At 44.0% G+C, this 17,410-nt stretch carries 22 protein-coding genes; all 22 read left to right on the top strand.

The annotated features are described in order from the left end of the window. Positions 1 to 61: 61 nt before the first annotated feature. The 22 genes from ACSQ2E_RS17725 (at position 62) to ACSQ2E_RS17620 (ending at position 17,399) form a co-directional block, all read left to right on the top strand. Positions 62 to 1,315: an ATP-binding protein gene (locus tag ACSQ2E_RS17725; protein WP_435992673.1), complete on the top strand. Its 1,254-nt coding sequence runs from the start codon at positions 62 to 64 to the stop codon at positions 1,313 to 1,315. 316 nt (positions 1,316 to 1,631) lie between these two features. Further along, a complete protein-coding gene (locus ACSQ2E_RS17720) occupies positions 1,632 to 2,699 on the top strand; it encodes a P1 family peptidase (protein ID WP_435992671.1) in 1,068 nt (355 codons plus the stop codon). A gap of 16 nt (positions 2,700 to 2,715) precedes the next feature. Next, positions 2,716 to 3,207, top strand: coding sequence for a kinase (locus ACSQ2E_RS17715; protein ID WP_435992669.1), 492 nt, complete (start codon positions 2,716 to 2,718; stop codon positions 3,205 to 3,207). Positions 3,208 to 3,223: 16 nt separating this feature from the next. After that, on the top strand, positions 3,224 to 3,655 hold the full coding sequence (locus tag ACSQ2E_RS17710; protein WP_435992667.1) for a cytidine deaminase: 432 nt from the start codon (positions 3,224 to 3,226) through the stop codon (positions 3,653 to 3,655). A gap of 48 nt (positions 3,656 to 3,703) precedes the next feature. Next, positions 3,704 to 4,243, top strand: coding sequence for an MBL fold metallo-hydrolase (locus tag ACSQ2E_RS17705; RefSeq protein ID WP_435992665.1), 540 nt, complete (start codon positions 3,704 to 3,706; stop codon positions 4,241 to 4,243). A 376-nt stretch (positions 4,244 to 4,619) separates the two neighbouring features. Beyond that, positions 4,620 to 5,186, top strand: a complete 567-nt coding sequence (locus ACSQ2E_RS17700) for a shikimate kinase (protein WP_435992663.1) — start codon at positions 4,620 to 4,622, stop codon at positions 5,184 to 5,186. A gap of 39 nt (positions 5,187 to 5,225) precedes the next feature. Next, a complete protein-coding gene (locus tag ACSQ2E_RS17695; protein WP_435992661.1) occupies positions 5,226 to 5,822 on the top strand; it encodes a GNAT family N-acetyltransferase in 597 nt (198 codons plus the stop codon). 76 nt (positions 5,823 to 5,898) lie between these two features. Further along, on the top strand, positions 5,899 to 6,312 hold the full coding sequence (locus ACSQ2E_RS17690; protein WP_435994627.1) for a DUF4181 domain-containing protein: 414 nt from the start codon (positions 5,899 to 5,901) through the stop codon (positions 6,310 to 6,312). Continuing rightward, positions 6,278 to 6,790: a DinB family protein gene (locus ACSQ2E_RS17685; RefSeq protein WP_435994625.1), complete on the top strand. Its 513-nt coding sequence runs from the start codon at positions 6,278 to 6,280 to the stop codon at positions 6,788 to 6,790. The genes ACSQ2E_RS17690 and ACSQ2E_RS17685 overlap by 35 nt, the downstream gene beginning before the upstream one ends. A gap of 20 nt (positions 6,791 to 6,810) precedes the next feature. Then, positions 6,811 to 7,695 (top strand): alpha/beta fold hydrolase, encoded by an 885-nt coding sequence (locus ACSQ2E_RS17680; RefSeq protein WP_435992659.1) that lies wholly within the window; start codon positions 6,811 to 6,813, stop codon positions 7,693 to 7,695. A 27-nt stretch (positions 7,696 to 7,722) separates the two neighbouring features. Then, positions 7,723 to 8,283 carry a class I SAM-dependent methyltransferase gene (locus tag ACSQ2E_RS17675; protein ID WP_435992657.1) on the top strand — a complete coding sequence of 187 codons (561 nt, stop codon included), beginning with the start codon at positions 7,723 to 7,725 and terminating at the stop codon, positions 8,281 to 8,283. 236 nt (positions 8,284 to 8,519) lie between these two features. Beyond that, the gene (locus ACSQ2E_RS17670) at positions 8,520 to 9,806 is read left to right on the top strand and encodes a histidine--tRNA ligase (protein ID WP_435994623.1); all 1,287 of its coding nucleotides are present in this window, start codon (positions 8,520 to 8,522) and stop codon (positions 9,804 to 9,806) included. 180 nt (positions 9,807 to 9,986) lie between these two features. Then, a complete protein-coding gene (locus ACSQ2E_RS17665; protein WP_435992655.1) occupies positions 9,987 to 10,817 on the top strand; it encodes a glycerophosphodiester phosphodiesterase in 831 nt (276 codons plus the stop codon). Between the two features lie 112 nt (positions 10,818 to 10,929). Beyond that, complete coding sequence (locus ACSQ2E_RS17660) at positions 10,930 to 11,844, top strand: Nif3-like dinuclear metal center hexameric protein (RefSeq protein WP_435992653.1); 915 nt, start codon at positions 10,930 to 10,932, stop codon at positions 11,842 to 11,844. A gap of 13 nt (positions 11,845 to 11,857) precedes the next feature. After that, a complete protein-coding gene (locus ACSQ2E_RS17655; RefSeq protein ID WP_435992651.1) occupies positions 11,858 to 12,769 on the top strand; it encodes an NAD-dependent epimerase/dehydratase family protein in 912 nt (303 codons plus the stop codon). 416 nt (positions 12,770 to 13,185) lie between these two features. After that, entirely contained in the window at positions 13,186 to 13,605 is a 420-nt protein-coding gene (locus ACSQ2E_RS17650; RefSeq protein WP_435992649.1) for a MarR family winged helix-turn-helix transcriptional regulator, read from the top strand. Between the two features lie 12 nt (positions 13,606 to 13,617). Beyond that, entirely contained in the window at positions 13,618 to 14,811 is a 1,194-nt protein-coding gene (locus ACSQ2E_RS17645; protein WP_435992647.1) for an MFS transporter, read from the top strand. A gap of 225 nt (positions 14,812 to 15,036) precedes the next feature. Beyond that, a complete protein-coding gene (locus ACSQ2E_RS17640; RefSeq protein ID WP_435992645.1) occupies positions 15,037 to 15,513 on the top strand; it encodes a GyrI-like domain-containing protein in 477 nt (158 codons plus the stop codon). 112 nt (positions 15,514 to 15,625) lie between these two features. Continuing rightward, on the top strand, positions 15,626 to 16,099 hold the full coding sequence (locus ACSQ2E_RS17635; protein WP_435992643.1) for a DUF2975 domain-containing protein: 474 nt from the start codon (positions 15,626 to 15,628) through the stop codon (positions 16,097 to 16,099). A 9-nt stretch (positions 16,100 to 16,108) separates the two neighbouring features. Beyond that, entirely contained in the window at positions 16,109 to 16,330 is a 222-nt protein-coding gene (locus ACSQ2E_RS17630; RefSeq protein ID WP_034762209.1) for a helix-turn-helix domain-containing protein, read from the top strand. 2 nt (positions 16,331 to 16,332) lie between these two features. Next, on the top strand, positions 16,333 to 17,148 hold the full coding sequence (locus ACSQ2E_RS17625) for a DUF817 domain-containing protein (RefSeq protein WP_435994621.1): 816 nt from the start codon (positions 16,333 to 16,335) through the stop codon (positions 17,146 to 17,148). Beyond that, entirely contained in the window at positions 17,145 to 17,399 is a 255-nt protein-coding gene (locus ACSQ2E_RS17620; RefSeq protein WP_435992641.1) for a hypothetical protein, read from the top strand. The genes ACSQ2E_RS17625 and ACSQ2E_RS17620 overlap by 4 nt, the downstream gene beginning before the upstream one ends. The last annotated feature ends 11 nt before the right edge of the window (positions 17,400 to 17,410 follow it).

Below are 17,410 nucleotides of genomic sequence, written 5' to 3'. Positions count from 1 at the left end.
TCTTCATCTGTTTTTTTGTTAAAATAGAACTATATATAAACAGAAGGCGAATGGTGCCCAGATGAGTATAGTGAAAGATTTTCTGCTGCAGCTCACCCTAATGATCATACCGATATTCAGTTATTTCACTTTTATTCTTGAAAAAGTAAAGAATGACCGCGCAATCAAGATGTTCGTGACCCTGTTATGGGGAGCGTCCATCCTGTTATGTATGTCTTTCCCCGTAGAGTATGGGGGAGGAAATCGCCTCGATTTGCGATTTATTCCGCTCCTTTTCGGGACATTATATCTCGGGATATGGCCGGGGTTATTTCTGTCGGTCCTGATTATCTTGTATCGCATGACTTCAGGAATCACCATGGGCCTTTATACGACAATCCTTGTTCTGGTCATCACCCTGCCTGTCATTTTGTACGTTCAACGAATGTTTATCCGGGTGAAAAAGGATCGAAGAGTGATGATTGCAACTGGATTATCCTTCCTGTATTGCCTCTGTGGGATGACGGTGTTCAGTCTTATGAATGGGATCTCACTCCCCGTTTTGAAAGCCCAAGGTATCCATCTTCTTTTTACCGTCTCCGTTACCTGTTTCTGCACGGTATTAATTGAGAAGATCCGTGAGACCCATCAGCTGAGACTTGAGGTCCAGGATGCGGAGAAATTCAGGATGATCAGTGAGCTGACCAGTGTGTTTGCCCATGAAATCCGCAATCCCATGCAGGTGACCCGGGGCTTTCTTCAGCTCCTTGATGAGCCGGACTTGGCTCATCATAAGAAGGAATATATCAAGGTGTCCATTGAAGAATTGGACCGGGCCAATGAAATCATCAACGACTTCCTGGCGTTCGGCAAGCCCTCCATGAATACATACGGGACCATCAATGTCGGTGAACAGTTAAAGCGAGTCACCACGCTCATTCAAACATTCAGCATAAATCAGCAGGTGGAGTTCAAATCTGATATAGCGGATGACTGCTGGATTAAAGCAAATCCTCAAAAGCTGAACCAGTCACTGATCAATATTCTGAAAAATGCCGTTGAATCCATGCCCGATGGTGGAACCGTCTGGATCGCCTGTCACTCAACCGATGACAGACACATCAGAATCACCATCAAAGACCAGGGAATCGGCATGAACCCGAAACAAGTCGACCGCCTCGGCTCACCCTATTATTCTCTCAAAGAAAAGGGTACCGGGCTTGGGATGATGGTCAGCTATCAAATCATCCGTTCCTTCAAAGGGAGCATCACTGTGGAAAGCGAAGAAGGGGTCGGTACCGAGTTTGTCATTGAATTTCCGCGTGTTGAAACGTAAAAAAACGGCTTAGACCCTTATCGGTCAAAGCCGTTTTTTCTACTGCTCCCACATAAAGAAAATTTGACACGGCCGCTCGATTCCATGCAAAACCGGCATGATTATATCCAACCCCGCACGAATATCCTCAGTCCCGCATGAAAAATCCAGAACCCGCACGGTATTTTGAAATCCCGCATGATTAGCAGGCAAGGAATGTCTTTACCGAAGAAAGGATTGAGTTTATATGAATATTTTGGAATAATTGGTATGTAGCTGACTAATGTTCTTCACAACCAAATTTTTCGGAATATTCACCTAATGGAGGGCGCGCAACATGAACAATCCTGCACAAAAAAGAATCCGGGACTCCGGAGTGAAAATCGGTAAGTTAGAAACCGGTCCCAACAATTCAATTACTGATGTTGAAGGCGTAACGGTCGGTCATGTCACCCTTAGTGAAAATGATAGTCAAACGGGCGTAACGGCGATCCTACCTCACCAGGGAAACCTATTCAAAGAGAAACTCATCGCCTCCACCCATGTCATCAACGGGTTTGGCAAAACGATGGGCACGATTCAAATCAATGAACTAGGAACCTTGGAAACCCCCATTCTATTAACGAACACATTCGGCATCGGTACAACCGCCGATGCCCTGATCGATTACATGCTTGAACAGAATCCGGAAATCGGCAGAACGACAGGGACCGTCAATCCTGTTGTGTGTGAATGCAATGACATGTTTTTAAACGATATCAGGGCCCGGTTCATCACAAAGGACCATGTCCGGCAGGCGCTGGAAAACACCTCTTCATTCGTTGAAGAGGGGACGGTCGGAGCCGGTACCGGTATGCTCTGTTACTCCTTGAAAGGAGGAATCGGGACGGCTTCACGAATCATGAAGATGGACCACGGGACATACACAATGGGTGTCATCGTTTTGACGAACTTCGGGATCCTGAGCGACCTGACCGTGAACGGAAGGGGCGTCGGAGAAGAACTGAAGGGAAGAATCCTCCAATCCCGCGAGGAACAGGACAAAGGCTCAATCATTATCATTGCAGGGACGGACCTCCCTGTATCCGAAAGGCAGCTCAACCGGATCATCAAGCGGACAATCACAGGATTATCCCGTACAGGATCCATCATCACAACCGGGAGCGGCGAAGTGGTCATCGGCTTCTCGACGGCAACGAAAATACCCCATGACCAAACGACCCAATGCATGTCCGTCCCCATGATTCATGAAGAAGAGATCGATCTTGCATTCCGGGCGATCGGGGAAGCGACAGAAGAGGCGGTATTGAATTCATTGATCACGGCAACGCACGTAGTGGGCAGGGGTGGGAATGAAAGACCGGCGTTAAAAGATTTACTGGAAAAATACAATATAGAGCTATAACCACCTGGGAGGAATTATGGAATCAACATTGATCATCATACGAGGAAATTCCGGCAGCGGAAAAACCACGACCGCCAAACGCCTTCAACAACATCTCGGAAGGGGGACGCTCCTCGTTTCCCAAGATGTCGTCCGCCGAGACATGTTGATGGTGCAGGACCGGGACGGCAACCTGTCCATGGACCTGATCAGGCAAATCACAGAATACGGCAGAGGGAAATGTGAGTACGTCATTGTAGAAGGAATCTTTTCTGAACAACGCTACGGGGCTATGCTCAGGCAGTTAATCCAATTTTATAACGAAAAAGCCCATACATACTACTACGATTTATCGTTTCAAGAAACCGTCCGCCGACATAACTCGCGTTCAAAAAGGACAGAATTCGGGGAGGATTCTTTGCGTGACTGGTGGAATGCGGAGGACTATCTCCGTGTGGATAGAGAAGTTCAATTGACGGATGAAATGACGCAGGATGAGATAGTGGAAATGATTTTAAAACAAATATGAAAAAAGGAAGTGCAACATGTTAAACGTTAAACCATTAGAAGACAGAGACTATGAATTAATCAAAGAAGCAGAAAGAGTCATAGAAACGAATTATCGGTACGGTCGGCATCACATCGGTTCAGCAGTCAGAACAACTTCTGGCAAGGTCTATGCAGCTGTCCACGTCGAAGCAAACGTCGGCAGGATCACCGTATGCGGCGAAGCGATGGCTCTCGGGAAATCCATCTCTGAAGGAGACCATGAATTTGACACAATCGTTGCCGTTGCTCACCCCCACCCACACGAAGACATCGAGAAATGCTGGGTCGTCGCACCTTGTGGGATGTGTCGGGAGTTAATCAGTGACTACGGGTCCCAAACCGATGTCATCTTATCGTATCGTGGTGAATTGGTGAAGTGTAATGTGATGGAGTTGTTGCCGGAGAAGTATGAGAGTGATGTTGAGTGATTTTTATTAAGTAAAAAGATTTTACGATGAGCTCAAAGGAGGAATCATATGATCCACTTCAAAAACGACCATCTAACGGTTTTTCAAAGTTCACTATATCAAACCACCTCGGCCATCCTTCAAAAAAATGATGTGATGGTCATGACCGACCCCAATTGGCTGCCGCATGAAGTCCAGGCCATTCGGGAGTATGTGGATAGAGAATTAGGTGACAAGAAGCTTTACATCATCTACACGCACAGTGATTTCGACCACATCATAGGTTCCGGGGCATTTCCTGAAGCAAAAGTGATTGCTTCAGAAGAACTTAAAGCTCATGCACACAAAAAAGAAATCATGCAGAAGGTCAGTGAGTTTGATCAGCGATATTATATCAAAAGGGACTACGAGCCCCATTACCCATCAGTGGATCACGCCATATCCCACGATGGAGAAAGGCTTGAACTCGGCTCACTCTCCTTAACCTTTTACAAAGCACCCGGCCACACGCATGATGGTCTTTTCACGATAATTGAACCATTAGGTATCTTTTATCAGGTGACTATCTATCCGATGTCGAGTTCCCTTTCATTTTCAGCAGTTACATAGATTATAAGAAAACGATGAATAAGGCAGCAACCATTCTGAAAAAGCACTCTATCCAGGTACATGTCCCTGGGCATGGGTCCGTGACAAATAATCCCGACGAAATCATGAAGAGACTAAAGGAATCAACCTACTATATCAATCATCTTTTACAAGATGGAGAAAAGCTCGAAACCCATTGTCGCGAACAATATTCTTTTTTTGACGGAATGAAGAGTATTCATTTTGGAAACATAGAGTTGGCTAGAAATGAGGATGGAGAAAGCCATTAACAAATCCCGCCTATGAACTTATCAAACCCACTACATGCCAGCCATCAAGCAATTTATATTCAGTTCATTTCAATTTACTAAAAAATAATCAAAAAGGGGACACTCCAATGAAACTCATCTTACTATTCGGACCCCAGGCAGTCGGTAAAATGACGGTGGGACAAGAACTGGAAAAAAGAACAGAACTGAAACTCTTTCATAACCATATGACCATCGAATTGCTTCAGCCTTACTTCGGATTTACAGAGGAAATGTGGAGAATATGTCACATGATGAGAGTGGAAATCTTTGAAGCTTTCTCGAAAACGGATCAGTACGGTATGGTTTTCACCTTCATGTGGGCGTTCAACGAAGAAAAGGATTGGAAGTGGGTCGAGAAAGTCACAGACATTTTCGAATCCAACGGTGCAGAAGTCTGTTTCGTGGAGCTTGAAACGGATCTGGAAGTACGATTGAAACGGAACATCACACCGAACCGACTGCAGAATAAACCGTCGAAGCGAAATATCGAAGACTCCGAGAAGCGATTGCTAGATTCCCTGGATACATATCGCCTGAATTCAATCGAAGGGGAAATAGAAAGAGAGAACTATATCAAAATCAACAATACAGATATGAGCCCCGAAGAAGTTGCCGAGAAGATAATAGAAGAGTTTCAGCTCGAGCGAAAGTGAGGGACGGACCTCAAATTGAATGCAAAAATAGGAGGACATATGAAATACAATATCTTTCATTCCCCACCAACGTTAGAAAACGAGAAAATCAAACTGATTCCCTTGGAGGTCCATCATTCCGCTGCTATCCTCGAAGCAAATGATCCGGAGATTTGGCGTTTTATGTTTAACGAAATTACAACCCTCGAGCAAATGGAACAATGGGTAACAGCCGCCATCCGGCTACGAGATCGACAAACGGCCTTACCTTTTGCTGTTGTGTTAAAAGAACAAAATAGAATCATAGGGTCTACCAGATTGTTCGAAATCAACCTTTCACAAAAATCGTGTGAACTCGGTTCTACGTGGTACAGCAAAGATCATCAAAGGTCCTTCGTAAACTCCAATTGTAAATATTTGATCCTTCGCTATTGTTTTGAAAGTTTAGGGATGTTGCGGGTTCAGCTTAAGACAGATGAACGAAACAACCGTTCCCAAAAGGCGATTGAACGGTTGGGTGCCGTGAAAGAAGGAGTCCTGAGAAAAGAAAGGATCCTGTCAGGTGGCTATGTCAGAAATGCCGTTCTGTATTCGATCATTGATGAGGAGTGGCCATCGGTAAAGGCAGGGTTTGCTTTGAGGGATTCGAAGTATTGAACGGGCGTAAATACAACGTCCTGAAAGATTAGCGACACACCTGAATTAAAGATAGGAGATGAATTTATTGGGGTTTATGACAGCAATTTTGCTGAAACTCCTTTTAATTATTGGAGTATATATCATTATCATTCACTTATTTCATTGGGTGGTCAGCAAGTGGCTGAGTATGAAGAGGAGGACGTTCCTTTCATTTGAAACAGTCAATGACCAACATGAAAGAGGAGACAAGCTTCTAAGGTATTTGGCCGTCGTGATATTAATAGCCGGGTTTGTTTTTCATCTTGTGACTGATTTCGATAACGAATACTGGTTTCTGCAACCACATTTTATCGTAGCCTTCTTTTTCATTGCGAGGCAATTATGGAAATCCTTCATGGAGATGAAATCGTTTAGTGACAAACGAGTATCCACTTATACACTACTCGAAACAGGAATCAATATTTTACTATTCTTTGCTTTATTCACATCGGATTTTTGGTTGTTTTAGTAAGGAGGAGAGTTTTATTCAAAAAGACTGGTTACTCAACAAATTTGATGAATTAAAAAATAGAATCTTAAAAGCAATCGCTCAAATGACGGATGAACAACTAAATTGGCGGCCGGGAAATGCTGGTCATAGTGTGTCTACGCTTATTCGTCATATCGATGGAAATATCAAAGAACGAATCCATAAGGGAATACGTCAAGGAACATATTTAAGAAATCGTGATGAAGAATTCAAACCTATATATGTTTCAAAAGCAGAGTTAGAAAAAATGGTTTTTGATCAATTTCAATTCGTAATAGATACAGTAAGCCAAATGTCGGAGGAGTCCTTTCAAAAAACTCAATTAGTAAGGGGCAGAGAACGTACAAACCTCGAGGTTCTGTATCAAAGTGCTGCACACTTTTCTGAACATATGGGACAAATTCTGTATATCGCGAAAATGTGTTTAAGAGATGAATATTCATCAACTTCAATTTAAGAAACTAAGGAGACATCACCATGCCCAACCTCAAAAACGGAGAATTCACAGTACCTCTTAATGGAATTAATCATTGGGTTAAAATCGATGGCGCTGAAAACCAGACCATCCCCCTGATCATTCTCCACGGGGGACCAGGTGGCAATCATTATGTGTTTGAAAGGACGGCTGGCCCGTTATTGGGGAAGAAGAGGACGATTGTTTACTATGAGCAACGCGGGTGTGGGAGATCGGAGAAGCCTTATGCTGATGATGAATATACAATTAAGGTTTTGATTGAGGACTTCATAGAACTGAAGAAATGGTTAGGCGTTGAAAAGGTCGACCTTCTTGGCTACTCATTTGGCGGGGAGCTGGCTCTGGAGATTGCCAATCACTTTCCTGAAGAGATTCACCAACTCATCCTGTCAGCTCCAAGTCTTCTTCATACAGACATTCAGAAAATGGTGCAAGTAACCGGGTTTTTGTCTATTAGAGATTCAAATATAATAAACAAAATATCAACTTGTTTTCAAACGGGTGCGACTCTTGACGCAATCTATAACGAGGTATGGGAGATGGTGAGTCCCGAAATTGTGGACTTATTATTATTTGAAAATCAGGAAATTGCCAAAATTAATCGAGGGTTGTGGGAAGAAAGCAATCTCGTTAACACTGGTCTCATGAACCATACCCTCACGAACAGTCCCATTGAAGTCCCCCTTCTTGACCGTCTCAAGGAGATTCATCATCAGGTACTCATCATGACAGGAGTGTTCGATCGAAATACTGGTTTGCCCATTTCGAAACTGATTCATTCAAACCTGACCAATAGTACTATGATTCTATTCGAAAAGAGTGCCCATTTTCCTGATCTGGAGGAAACGGATAAGTTTGTGAAGGATATCAATGAGTTTTTAGATTAGAAAGCGAAACAAAGTGAGGTAACCCAAATGAACAATACCCAAACAGAACTCAAAGTCGTAATCGGCGCAGGAGAATATCATAATAATCCCGGCTGGTTGCATACACAGGAAGAAGACCTGAACTTACTGGACGAAAAGACGTGGCAAGACACGTTTGAAGAAAGCTCGATATCCGCTATATTGGCGGAGCATGTTTGGGAACACCTTACATATGAAGAAGGGGTACAGGCAGCAAAGATTTGTATGAAGTATCTTAAGCCGTCTGGATACATTCGTTGTGCTGTACCTGATGGGTATTTTCCAGATGAAGACTATCAAAGGGGCGTACAGATAGGAGGTCCCGGCCCGGAAGATCATCCTGCTGCCAGTCATAAGATTGTTTATGACTATAAATTGTTAACGGAATTATTTGAAACGGCCGGATTCGAAGTGAGACTTCTTGAATCCTTTGACGAAAAAGGCCATTTTCATCATCATAATTGGGATGGATCTGACGGTGTCATTTTCCGTTCTAAGAAATTCGATCCAAGAAATCAGGGGGAACGTGTAGCTTTTCCTTCTCTCATCCTTGACGCCATTAAGTATTGAAATCACCTTTCTTATGTGATAACGTATATGAAAATAAGAGGTGGATAAATATGACTTTCATCAACAAGCAACGCTCATTCACACAATTCCGTCATCATATCGAGTAACCTTGCTATCCGATTTTTAACAATCGTACATAGGAAGGTTATTTCTCATAGAACTGCATTTGATTAAGTTATTCGCTTATCAAATGCGGTTCTTTTTTTATACAAAAAAGGAGGAGAAGAAAGATGAAAATGAAGAAGATGGATTATCAAAATGTTAAAGGGACACAGGATTATTTACCAGAGGCGGAAGTGATCAGAAGGGAAGTCAGAAGGACGCTGGAGGACGTTTTCATCCAATACGGCTGCAAGCCACTTGAAACCCCAATCCTGAATTACACTGAGCTGCTTGCCTCGAAATATGCAGGTGGTGCTGAGATCCTGGAAGAGATGTACACCTTAAGGGACAGGGGAGAAAGGGACCTCGCCCTGCGCTATGATTTGACGATTCCCTTTGCCAAGGTGGCAGCCATGAACCCGACCATCCCCATGCCGTTCAAGCGCTATGAAATCGGAAAAGTGTTCAGGGACGGACCTATCAAGGCAGGAAGGTTCCGGGAGTTTACTCAATGCGATGTGGATATAGTTGGCGTCGAATCGCAGGTGGCGGAAGCCGAGTTGATGATGATGGCACTGGATGCATTCGGAAAGCTCGATATAAAGGTGACCATTCAATATAATAACCGGAAACTGCTGACGGGGATGCTTGAAGTGTTCGGAGTGGAAGCGGATCGAATCAACCAAGCAGTCTTGATCCTCGACAAACTCGGAAAGATTGGTGTTGATGCGGTCATCTCAGAACTCGCGGACCTGTCCATTTCGGACAACACTAACCGATTGATCCAGCAATTTTTAACAGACAAGGACAATAACCGATTGGGCTATTTCGAATCATACGCCGATCAAAACGGCCAAATCAGGGAGGGGTTGGAAGAATTAAGGGACCTGACTTCCTACCTTGATTTCCTGGAAATCAACGAACAATGCGTCTTCAATCCCTTTTTAGCAAGAGGCCTGGAAATCTACACGGGGACCATTTATGAAATATTCTTAACAGACGGGTCCATCACATCAAGCATCGGTAGTGGCGGACGGTATGATAATGCTATCGGTGGGCTACTGGGAACAGATGGAAATATCTCGACCGTCGGTATTTCGTTTGGATTGGACGTCATCTATGCAGCCATCATGGCGACTCAGCGAAACGCGAAGAAAGCTTTCAACGTTGACTATTACGTCATTCCACTTGGTACCGGGAAGGAAGCTTTACGGGTGGCAAATGATTTAAGGCAAAAAGGCTATATCGTCGAACTTGAGATGAGCAGACGGAAATTAGGTAAGCTGTTGGAAAAAGCAAACAAAGAGGGGATGCGGAATGTGATTGTTATAGGAGAAGAGGAGGTCAGGAAGAATCAGTATAAGGTGAAGAATATGGAAACCGGAGAGGAGCAAGTATGGAAGATGAATGATCTGAAATAGACTGTATGGTAAGCAGGTAATACTACCTACCAGTACGTTACCTTTGTAAAAATCCCTAAGAAAAAAGATCGATTTTCCTTCACACAACCTTTATTAAGATGGGTACCTAACTACATACCCACTCAACATCCCTCTCCTAAAATGTAGTCGAATACATATTAGGGATAGGAGATGAAGAACATGAACAAAAAGTTGTTAGTCGGTACAGGAATTGCGGTTTCATTGTTATTGAGTCCGTTCAGCCAGGCGTTTGCAGAAGAGCCATCAGCAGGTGAGAAAAAGCAGGTAGAGAATATTGCACACCGCGGGGCGGCAGCCTATGCACCTGAAAACACGATCGCAAGCTATGATCTCGCTGTCGATATGAAGGCGGATTATATCGAAATCGATGTTCAACGAAGCAAAGATGGTGAATTGGTGGTCATCCATGACACATCAGTGGATCGCACAACCGATGGATCGGGAAAAGTAGGGGATCTGACACTCGAGGAAATGAAGAGTCTTGATGCAGGAAGTTGGAAAGGCGAACAATTTGCAGGAGAAGAGATCCCAACATTTGAAGAAGTGCTCGATCGCTATCATGGAAAAGTGGGGATCTTAATCGAAATGAAGTCTCCGGAGCTTTATCCTGGTATTGAGGAACAAGTAGCTGATGCTTTAAAGGAACGTCACCTCGATACACCGCAAAACGAAAAAATCATCCTTCAATCCTTTAATTTTGACTCTATGAAAAAGATGGATCAATTGCTTCCAAAAGTTCCAGTCGGAGTTTTATCCTGGAGTCAGTCGCAAGCGACACCTGAAGCGTTAAAAGAAATCTCTACGTACGCAGAATGGTTCAATCCGAGCTATGGAATCGTCACAGAACAAGTAGTGGAAGATGTTCATTCCCTAGATATGCAAATCGGATCATGGACAGTGCGCAGTCATGAAGCGGCAGATTTCTTATTCGATATGAATGTGGATGCGATCATTACGGACTATCCGGATTATGTGGATCCTAGAAATTAATAGGTTAATAAAAAGGAGTGGCTGATGCTGCTTCTTTTTTTTATTATTCTATTTACCTAATATAGGAAAATCTGTATAGTTAATGAAAAAACATGCTCATAGGGGTGATAGGGTGGAAAAATTAATAGATATTATTCAACGGCTGGATCAGACTTTCGATATAAGAAGCTATGGGGAAGATCCCGCGTTCAGCCGGTTCATTCCCCAGGTGTACGAAGGAAAGATGGACTGGGAGGCGAAATTCGAGCCAGCTTTCACTGAATTATTCAATGGACTGATGATCAAAGGAAAGAGTGAAGTGGGAAATGTGTTCCTCGCCGTTTTTCCGACAGAGGAAGTGTTGGAGACATTCATACGTGAAGGGAAGCCTGGTGATTTATTATTCATGCATCATCCTCTTTTAATGGAGTGTGGCAATCCGAAAGGTAAATGGGGAAGAGGATTCGTCCCTATCAAGGAATCCCAGATTGAACGGATAAAGGAAAAAGGACTTTCCGTTTATACATGTCACGTTCCTCTTGATTATCATGTTACTCTGGGAACAAGTCAGGCTATGGCAGAAGCGATGAATGTCAAGATCACCGATCGCTTTATCCAGAATGAAAAGCATGGACACATTGGCATCATCGGGGAAGTGAAGGAGACAGATACCGAAGAACTAATCTTAAGGCTGAAAGAAATCTTTGGTATTCCCTACGTTGATTTCGAGGGGAGGAAACGGAAGATAAGAAAGGTCGGCATCGTAGCCGGCTGCGGGGATAAATCCCTATGGATGCAGGAGGCTGAAGACAAGGGAGTCGACGCCTATATCTCAGGTGAAATCCATTGTCACATCGACAATGATTACGGAATAAGGAGATACGAGGAAATGATTGCATATGCTGGGCATACAAAGATGTCGCTGATCGGGGTTTCTCATTCTGCTTCGGAGTACCTGGTACATAGAACATTGATGAGGAGTTGGTTTGAAAGGGAGTTTGAGTTTAATAGTATCCGTTTAATCCCACAGAAAGAATGGTGGTTGTAATGGTGGTTCGAGCATGAACATAGATGGGAAGAGAATCTTAGTAACCGGAGTCACGGGAACATTAGGAGAAAAAGTAGCGGCAAGCTTGGTGGAAAGGTCTGGAGAAGTAAGGGGACTAGTCCGGAATGTAAGTCAATTTGATAGATTAAGAGAATTCGGAATCACCCCTGTACTCGGAAATCTGATTGATCGACCATCTTTATGTAGAAGCGTAGAGAATGTCGACCTTATTATTCACTGTGCAGCTTACCTGGGTGACGATTTGGAAGAAGCCGAAAAATCGAATGTAATGGGAGTGGAAAACTTAGCCGGTGTAGCATGGCAGGAAGGTGTAAAAAAATTTATTCATATTTCCACCATTTCTGTTTATGGTGAACCAACTGAAGGGAACTTTGATGAACAAACCCCCATTGATTCACATCATGAAGAGGTATACATACAAACTAAAGTGAAATCTGAACATATCCTTGCTAACTACCTTAATAAAGGACTGGATGTAGTCGTCTTACGTCCAGGTGCTATCTGCGGAGAAGACCGTTCATACTGGGGGGATAGACAAATTCACAGAATGGCTAAGGCAGATGTGGTGAATTGGGTTCACCCAGATGATCGTATTCCTTGGATTCATAAGGATAACCTGGTGGAGATGATCCATTTGGTCATAGAGAAAGCAAATAGTGGAGATGTTTTTAATGCCATCGATGAAAATGTTTCAGATCGAGAGTTTCGTAAGAGATTAGTAGATATTCTGGGGAAAAACCTAACACTTCCAAATCGCAAGGTCGAACGTCCTATATACTCTAATCAAAAAGTAAGAGACCTAGGGTATATCCCCAAAAAATCATTTGAGGAAACGATGCGTAATCTCGAAAAGAACGCTATCAAAGTGAAAGAATCCCTATTTATGGGGATTCAACAACAATAATCAATTATGTTGATCCGACAAATTAACGGACATTCAGAATCAATTATGCGAATTAAAGATGAATAATTTTTAAACAGGATAAATAGTTGTTCGTTCCGGATTAATTTGTAAAAACAGTTGTTTCCAAAAACTTTTCATGTGCTTGGATTCCTATATTACGTGTATTTTTCATTCTACTTTTGACCATACTAAACCTGACAGCCCTTTTCGTATTATAGCTCTGACTTGGTTCGTCCAAGTTAACCTACGCCTTACGAAAAAGGGCTTCTTTTTTTGTTTCTTAATGAAGAGAGTTACCCCCAATTAAACCTCCACATTCCCTATTCTCGACAACCCTACAATCATCTGTTACTATATAATAGTTACCCAAGATAACCATTACCTAAGATAACTATATAAAAAGGAGGATCCAACAAATGAAATCGGAACAACAGTTTTTTCAGGAGCTGATCATGCTCTACAGGCCATTTGAGAATCAATTGAATGTTCAGCTGAATGAACACGGTCTGCATAGGGCTCAGTGGACGATTTTATATAATCTTTACCATAACGGACCTGCTTCCAATGTGGAGATCTCAAACTATCAAAGTGTTGAGAAGCCGACGATTACGAGGACGGTTCATCAGTTGGAGGAAGCGGGCTATATCGAGCGTATTCCCGGGAAGGATCGTCGGGAAAAGCGGATGCAGCTGACGGAGGCAGGCATTGAAGTGTATGAGAATGCCCGCAAAACCATCGATCGTTTTGAACAGACCATCATGGAAGGAATCAGCGAAGAGAAGCAGCTTGAAATGATGGAAATGATGAAAAAAATCAAAGAGAATTTGAACAGTTAAGGAGTTTTACAGATGAGTCAGACACAGTCAAAGCTATGGACCAAGGACTTCACACTCATGTCCATCGCCAACTTTTTCATCTATTTAATCTTTTATTTATTGCTTGTCACCATGGCGGTCTATGCCGTGGATGAATTCGGTGCATCGGAAAGTCAGGCGGGTCTTGTGACCGGGATCTTCATCATCGGGACCTTGATCGGACGATTATTCCTTGGCCGGTTGATCACGACCATCGGAAATAAGAAAATGCTGTTTGTCGGCATGGTCGCATTCATTGTCACCTCATGCCTGTATTTCGTGGAGGGCGGCATCAGTTTCTTACTGCTAACCCGTTTTCTTCACGGGGTGGCACTCGGAATGGTCAGTACGGCAACCGGTACCATCGTAGCAGAAATCATCCCTGCGAGCCGTAAAGGGGAAGGAATCGGTTACTACAGCATGAGTATTACACTCGCAACTGCCGTTGGTCCATTCTTTGGTCTTTTCTTAAGTCAGCATGCAAGCTTCAGAACGATCTTTGCCTTCTGTCTTGCGCTTGGGGTCATTAGCTACATTATTTCTCTGTTTGTGAAAATCCCGGTTGTCAAGAAACCGGCAGGGGAAAAAGCAGAGAAAGAGCGCCTGAGCCTGTCTAGCTTCATCGAGCCAAAGGCACTACCGATCGCGCTTGTCGTGCTGTTCGTTTCCCTTGCTTACTCAAGTGTCCTGTCGTTTATTAATTTCTATGCCATCGACATCGACCTTGTAGAAGCAGCGAGCGTGTTCTTTGTCGTCTATGCCGTAGCGATCCTCGTTTCGCGCCCATTCACCGGTAGACTGATGGATGCAAAAGGTGCCAAGGCTGTCATGCTGCCGGCGTTTGTCCTGTTCGCGGCGGGCTTGTTCCTGTTAAGCGCGGCTGGTAACACGATGATCCTGCTTCTTTCAGGTGTTCTGATCGGACTTGGATTCGGTAATATGCAATCCGTCACACAGGCGATTGCCGTGAAGGCCGTTCCACCTGAGCGCGTGGGGCTCGCAACGTCAACGTATTACATTTCCCTGGATGCAGGCCTTGGATTCGGACCTTATGTACTTGGCTTCCTGATTCCCTTGACTGGCTACCGGTCACTATACATGATCATGGGAATCCTGGTTGCTGCAACACTCGTACTCTACTACTTCCAGGAAAGAAAACAATCGCGCACAGTACTCGCGCATGAATAATCTTTAAACGTCATTCCTTAAAGGAGCCCGGCCAAGTGGTCGGACTCTTTTTTTTGAGGGACGGACCTTCAAAAGGCCGATTCACCCGAATTTTTTACTGTGGTTTGAGGTCCGTCCCTCGTTAATCGTCCCTCACCTGTCTATCATGAGCAAGAATGGACAGGAGGATTTCTGAAGTTTCCGCTATATTAGTAGAGTGCATGTGAGACGAAAGGCGGGAGAGGAATGGAGTTTAAAGAAGTGGTGAAGGAATCTTTTGGTGTGGTCGGATATAGTGCTGCGGGAAGCTGGGGCGGAGATTTTGCATATCCGATCCCTGGTCTATGGGAGAAAGCGAAGGAATTCATCACAACGGATCAAGTGGATCAGATTGTAGGAGTCTGCCTTCCCCCAAGAAGCGATGACTACTATTACACCTGTGGGATGGAGATGGACTCTGTAGCTTTCCGAAGAATGAGAAAGGACTTGACGGTACACCTTTTCCCTAAGCAGAAATACGCCGTTTTCAAGCATATCGGCCCCGCCAGGAATATTTCTCAAACCTACCACAAGCTGTGGCAGGTCTTCGATGAGGAAGGGTATCATATTGAAAAAGGTATGCCCGAGATTGAAATGGTGGACGCACATTGGTTTGGTAAAGAAGATAGCGATGAATATGAAATGGACATTTGGATTCCGATTGGTGAGCATCCCCTCGAATAAGGGGGTGCTTTTTATTTATCAATAAACATATCTTAAAAAATAATAATTATTTATTGTAAAACAATAAATAACATGATAAATTCATACTATATTATCAAGTGAGGTGCTATGAATGAAACGGGAAACACTTTTTTTGAAGATTGCTCTTTTTCTAATCGGGGCTCCCATTGCCGCTTTGTGCTTGATCGGATTACCACTGATCGCAATGGAGGCTGCGGGTTCGGAGGTAGCCTATGTCGTTTATGGGATGCTGGCCGTCATGTATGCATCGGCGATTCCTTTTTACACAGCGTTGTTTCAAGCGTTTAAATTGTTAATGTTGATTGACCGGAACAACGCATTCTCAGGGGCATCCGTGAAGGCGTTGAAAATAATCAAGAAGTGTGCCATTGTGATCAGTCTCTTCTATGTAGCAGGATTGCCGCTCTTTTATATGCTGGCGCAGGTGGATGACGCACCGGGCATTATCGTGATCGGGATGATCTTCATCTTCGGTTCAGCCGTCATTGCGGTATTTGCGGCGGTTCTCCAAAAGCTATTAAACAATGCCATCGAAATCAAATCTGAAAATGATTTAACGGTCTGAGGTGAAATTATGGCAATTATAATCAATATTGATGTGATGCTTGCGAAACGGAAAATGAGTGTGACGGAGCTTTCAGAAAAGGTGGGAATCACGATGGCAAACCTGTCGATCCTGAAAAATGGGAAGGCAAAGGCAGTTCGTCTCTCCACCTTGGACGCGATATGCAAGGCCCTTGATTGTCAGCCGGGAGATTTGCTTGAGTATCAGCGTGATGAAGAAGCAGAGTCATGATCATGAGAGCGGGCAAACAACTCCTTCGTTTCGGCTGGGAGCAGGCTCTGTCCTGCTTGTTTCCTGTGGTCATCTTTGCGTCTTTGGCTTTGACTCAAATCATTCCGGTCCCCTTCCTGCCAAGGTATGACTGGCTGCTCCTGATCTGCCTTGTGATGCAATGGGGAATGGTGAAATCGGGTCTCGAAACCCGGGATGAACTGAAGGTCATCACCTTGTTCCATCTGATCGGCCTTACCCTTGAACTGTTCAAGGTACATATGGGCTCGTGGTCTTATCCCGGGGAAGGCTATTCCAAACTGCTCGGTGTCCCTTTATACAGCGGATTCATGTATGCAAGTGTAGCAAGTTACCTGTGCCAGGCATGGAGGAGGCTCAAGGTGGAACTGATTAAGTGGCCGCCGTTTTGGGCAGTCGTTGCCCTTGCCGCAGCGATATATTTGAACTTTTTTACCCACCATTATTGGATCGACGTCCGCTGGTGGCTTTCGGGCCTTGTCATGGTCGTCTTTTGGAAAACGTGGGTTGAATATGAGGTAGGTGGAACACGCTATTGCATGCCGCTTGCCTTGTCCTTTGTCCTCATCGGCTTCTTCATCTGGATCGCTGAAAACATTGCAACCTTCTTCGGTGCCTGGGAATACCCGAATCAGACCGATGCCTGGAGCCTCGTTCATCTCGGGAAGGTCAGCTCATGGCTTCTCCTCGTCATTGTCAGCTTTTTGATTGTAGCAACATTGAAACGTGTAAAGGGAAAGGGTGGGGCAACCCAATTTCCAACCGAACATTCCCTGCAAGGACAGGAGGGAAGAGTATGAAGAAAATGACTTTCGTATTCATTTTGGTCCACTTCAGCATCTTTTTTTTGTGGATTATGAATTCCGGTTACTTATTTTCACCCTATGGAGTTGCGGTTTGGGTTTCCATTGTAGCGATCGGATTTATCATTCAAATCAAGCTGGATAAAGTGAGCATAAATAGAAGAATACTCGCCATCTCAAATGGCTGGATGGTGTTTTTGATGGTGGCAACCGTGTTTATCTATTTTGCTGTCAGTTCGATGCCTTAATATATAGTAGG

Origin of the sequence: Rossellomorea sp. LjRoot5 (genome assembly GCF_964253455.1) — a bacterium.
Lineage (GTDB): Bacteria > Bacillota > Bacilli > Bacillales > Bacillaceae_B > Rossellomorea.
Note: the sequence above shows the minus strand (reverse complement) of the source record. Positions and strands in the feature narration are given on the sequence as shown.

Excerpts from the sequence above, each read along its gene's own strand:
- ACSQ2E_RS17725 (WP_435992673.1), top strand. The coding sequence starts at position 62 with ATGAGTATAGTGAAAGATTTTCTGCTGCAGCTCACCCTAATGATCATA.
- ACSQ2E_RS17720 (WP_435992671.1), top strand. The coding sequence starts at position 1,632 with ATGAACAATCCTGCACAAAAAAGAATCCGGGACTCCGGAGTGAAAATC.
- ACSQ2E_RS17715 (WP_435992669.1), top strand. The coding sequence starts at position 2,716 with ATGGAATCAACATTGATCATCATACGAGGAAATTCCGGCAGCGGAAAA.
- ACSQ2E_RS17710 (WP_435992667.1), top strand. The coding sequence starts at position 3,224 with ATGTTAAACGTTAAACCATTAGAAGACAGAGACTATGAATTAATCAAA.
- ACSQ2E_RS17705 (WP_435992665.1), top strand. The coding sequence starts at position 3,704 with ATGATCCACTTCAAAAACGACCATCTAACGGTTTTTCAAAGTTCACTA.
- ACSQ2E_RS17700 (WP_435992663.1), top strand. The coding sequence starts at position 4,620 with ATGAAACTCATCTTACTATTCGGACCCCAGGCAGTCGGTAAAATGACG.
- ACSQ2E_RS17695 (WP_435992661.1), top strand. The coding sequence starts at position 5,226 with ATGAAATACAATATCTTTCATTCCCCACCAACGTTAGAAAACGAGAAA.
- ACSQ2E_RS17690 (WP_435994627.1), top strand. The coding sequence starts at position 5,899 with ATGACAGCAATTTTGCTGAAACTCCTTTTAATTATTGGAGTATATATC.
- ACSQ2E_RS17680 (WP_435992659.1), top strand. The coding sequence starts at position 6,811 with ATGCCCAACCTCAAAAACGGAGAATTCACAGTACCTCTTAATGGAATT.
- ACSQ2E_RS17675 (WP_435992657.1), top strand. The coding sequence starts at position 7,723 with ATGAACAATACCCAAACAGAACTCAAAGTCGTAATCGGCGCAGGAGAA.
- ACSQ2E_RS17670 (WP_435994623.1), top strand. The coding sequence starts at position 8,520 with ATGAAGAAGATGGATTATCAAAATGTTAAAGGGACACAGGATTATTTA.
- ACSQ2E_RS17665 (WP_435992655.1), top strand. The coding sequence starts at position 9,987 with ATGAACAAAAAGTTGTTAGTCGGTACAGGAATTGCGGTTTCATTGTTA.
- ACSQ2E_RS17655 (WP_435992651.1), top strand. The coding sequence starts at position 11,858 with ATGAACATAGATGGGAAGAGAATCTTAGTAACCGGAGTCACGGGAACA.
- ACSQ2E_RS17650 (WP_435992649.1), top strand. The coding sequence starts at position 13,186 with ATGAAATCGGAACAACAGTTTTTTCAGGAGCTGATCATGCTCTACAGG.
- ACSQ2E_RS17645 (WP_435992647.1), top strand. The coding sequence starts at position 13,618 with ATGAGTCAGACACAGTCAAAGCTATGGACCAAGGACTTCACACTCATG.
- ACSQ2E_RS17640 (WP_435992645.1), top strand. The coding sequence starts at position 15,037 with ATGGAGTTTAAAGAAGTGGTGAAGGAATCTTTTGGTGTGGTCGGATAT.
- ACSQ2E_RS17635 (WP_435992643.1), top strand. The coding sequence starts at position 15,626 with ATGAAACGGGAAACACTTTTTTTGAAGATTGCTCTTTTTCTAATCGGG.
- ACSQ2E_RS17630 (WP_034762209.1), top strand. The coding sequence starts at position 16,109 with ATGGCAATTATAATCAATATTGATGTGATGCTTGCGAAACGGAAAATG.
- ACSQ2E_RS17625 (WP_435994621.1), top strand. The coding sequence starts at position 16,333 with ATGAGAGCGGGCAAACAACTCCTTCGTTTCGGCTGGGAGCAGGCTCTG.
- ACSQ2E_RS17620 (WP_435992641.1), top strand. The coding sequence starts at position 17,145 with ATGAAGAAAATGACTTTCGTATTCATTTTGGTCCACTTCAGCATCTTT.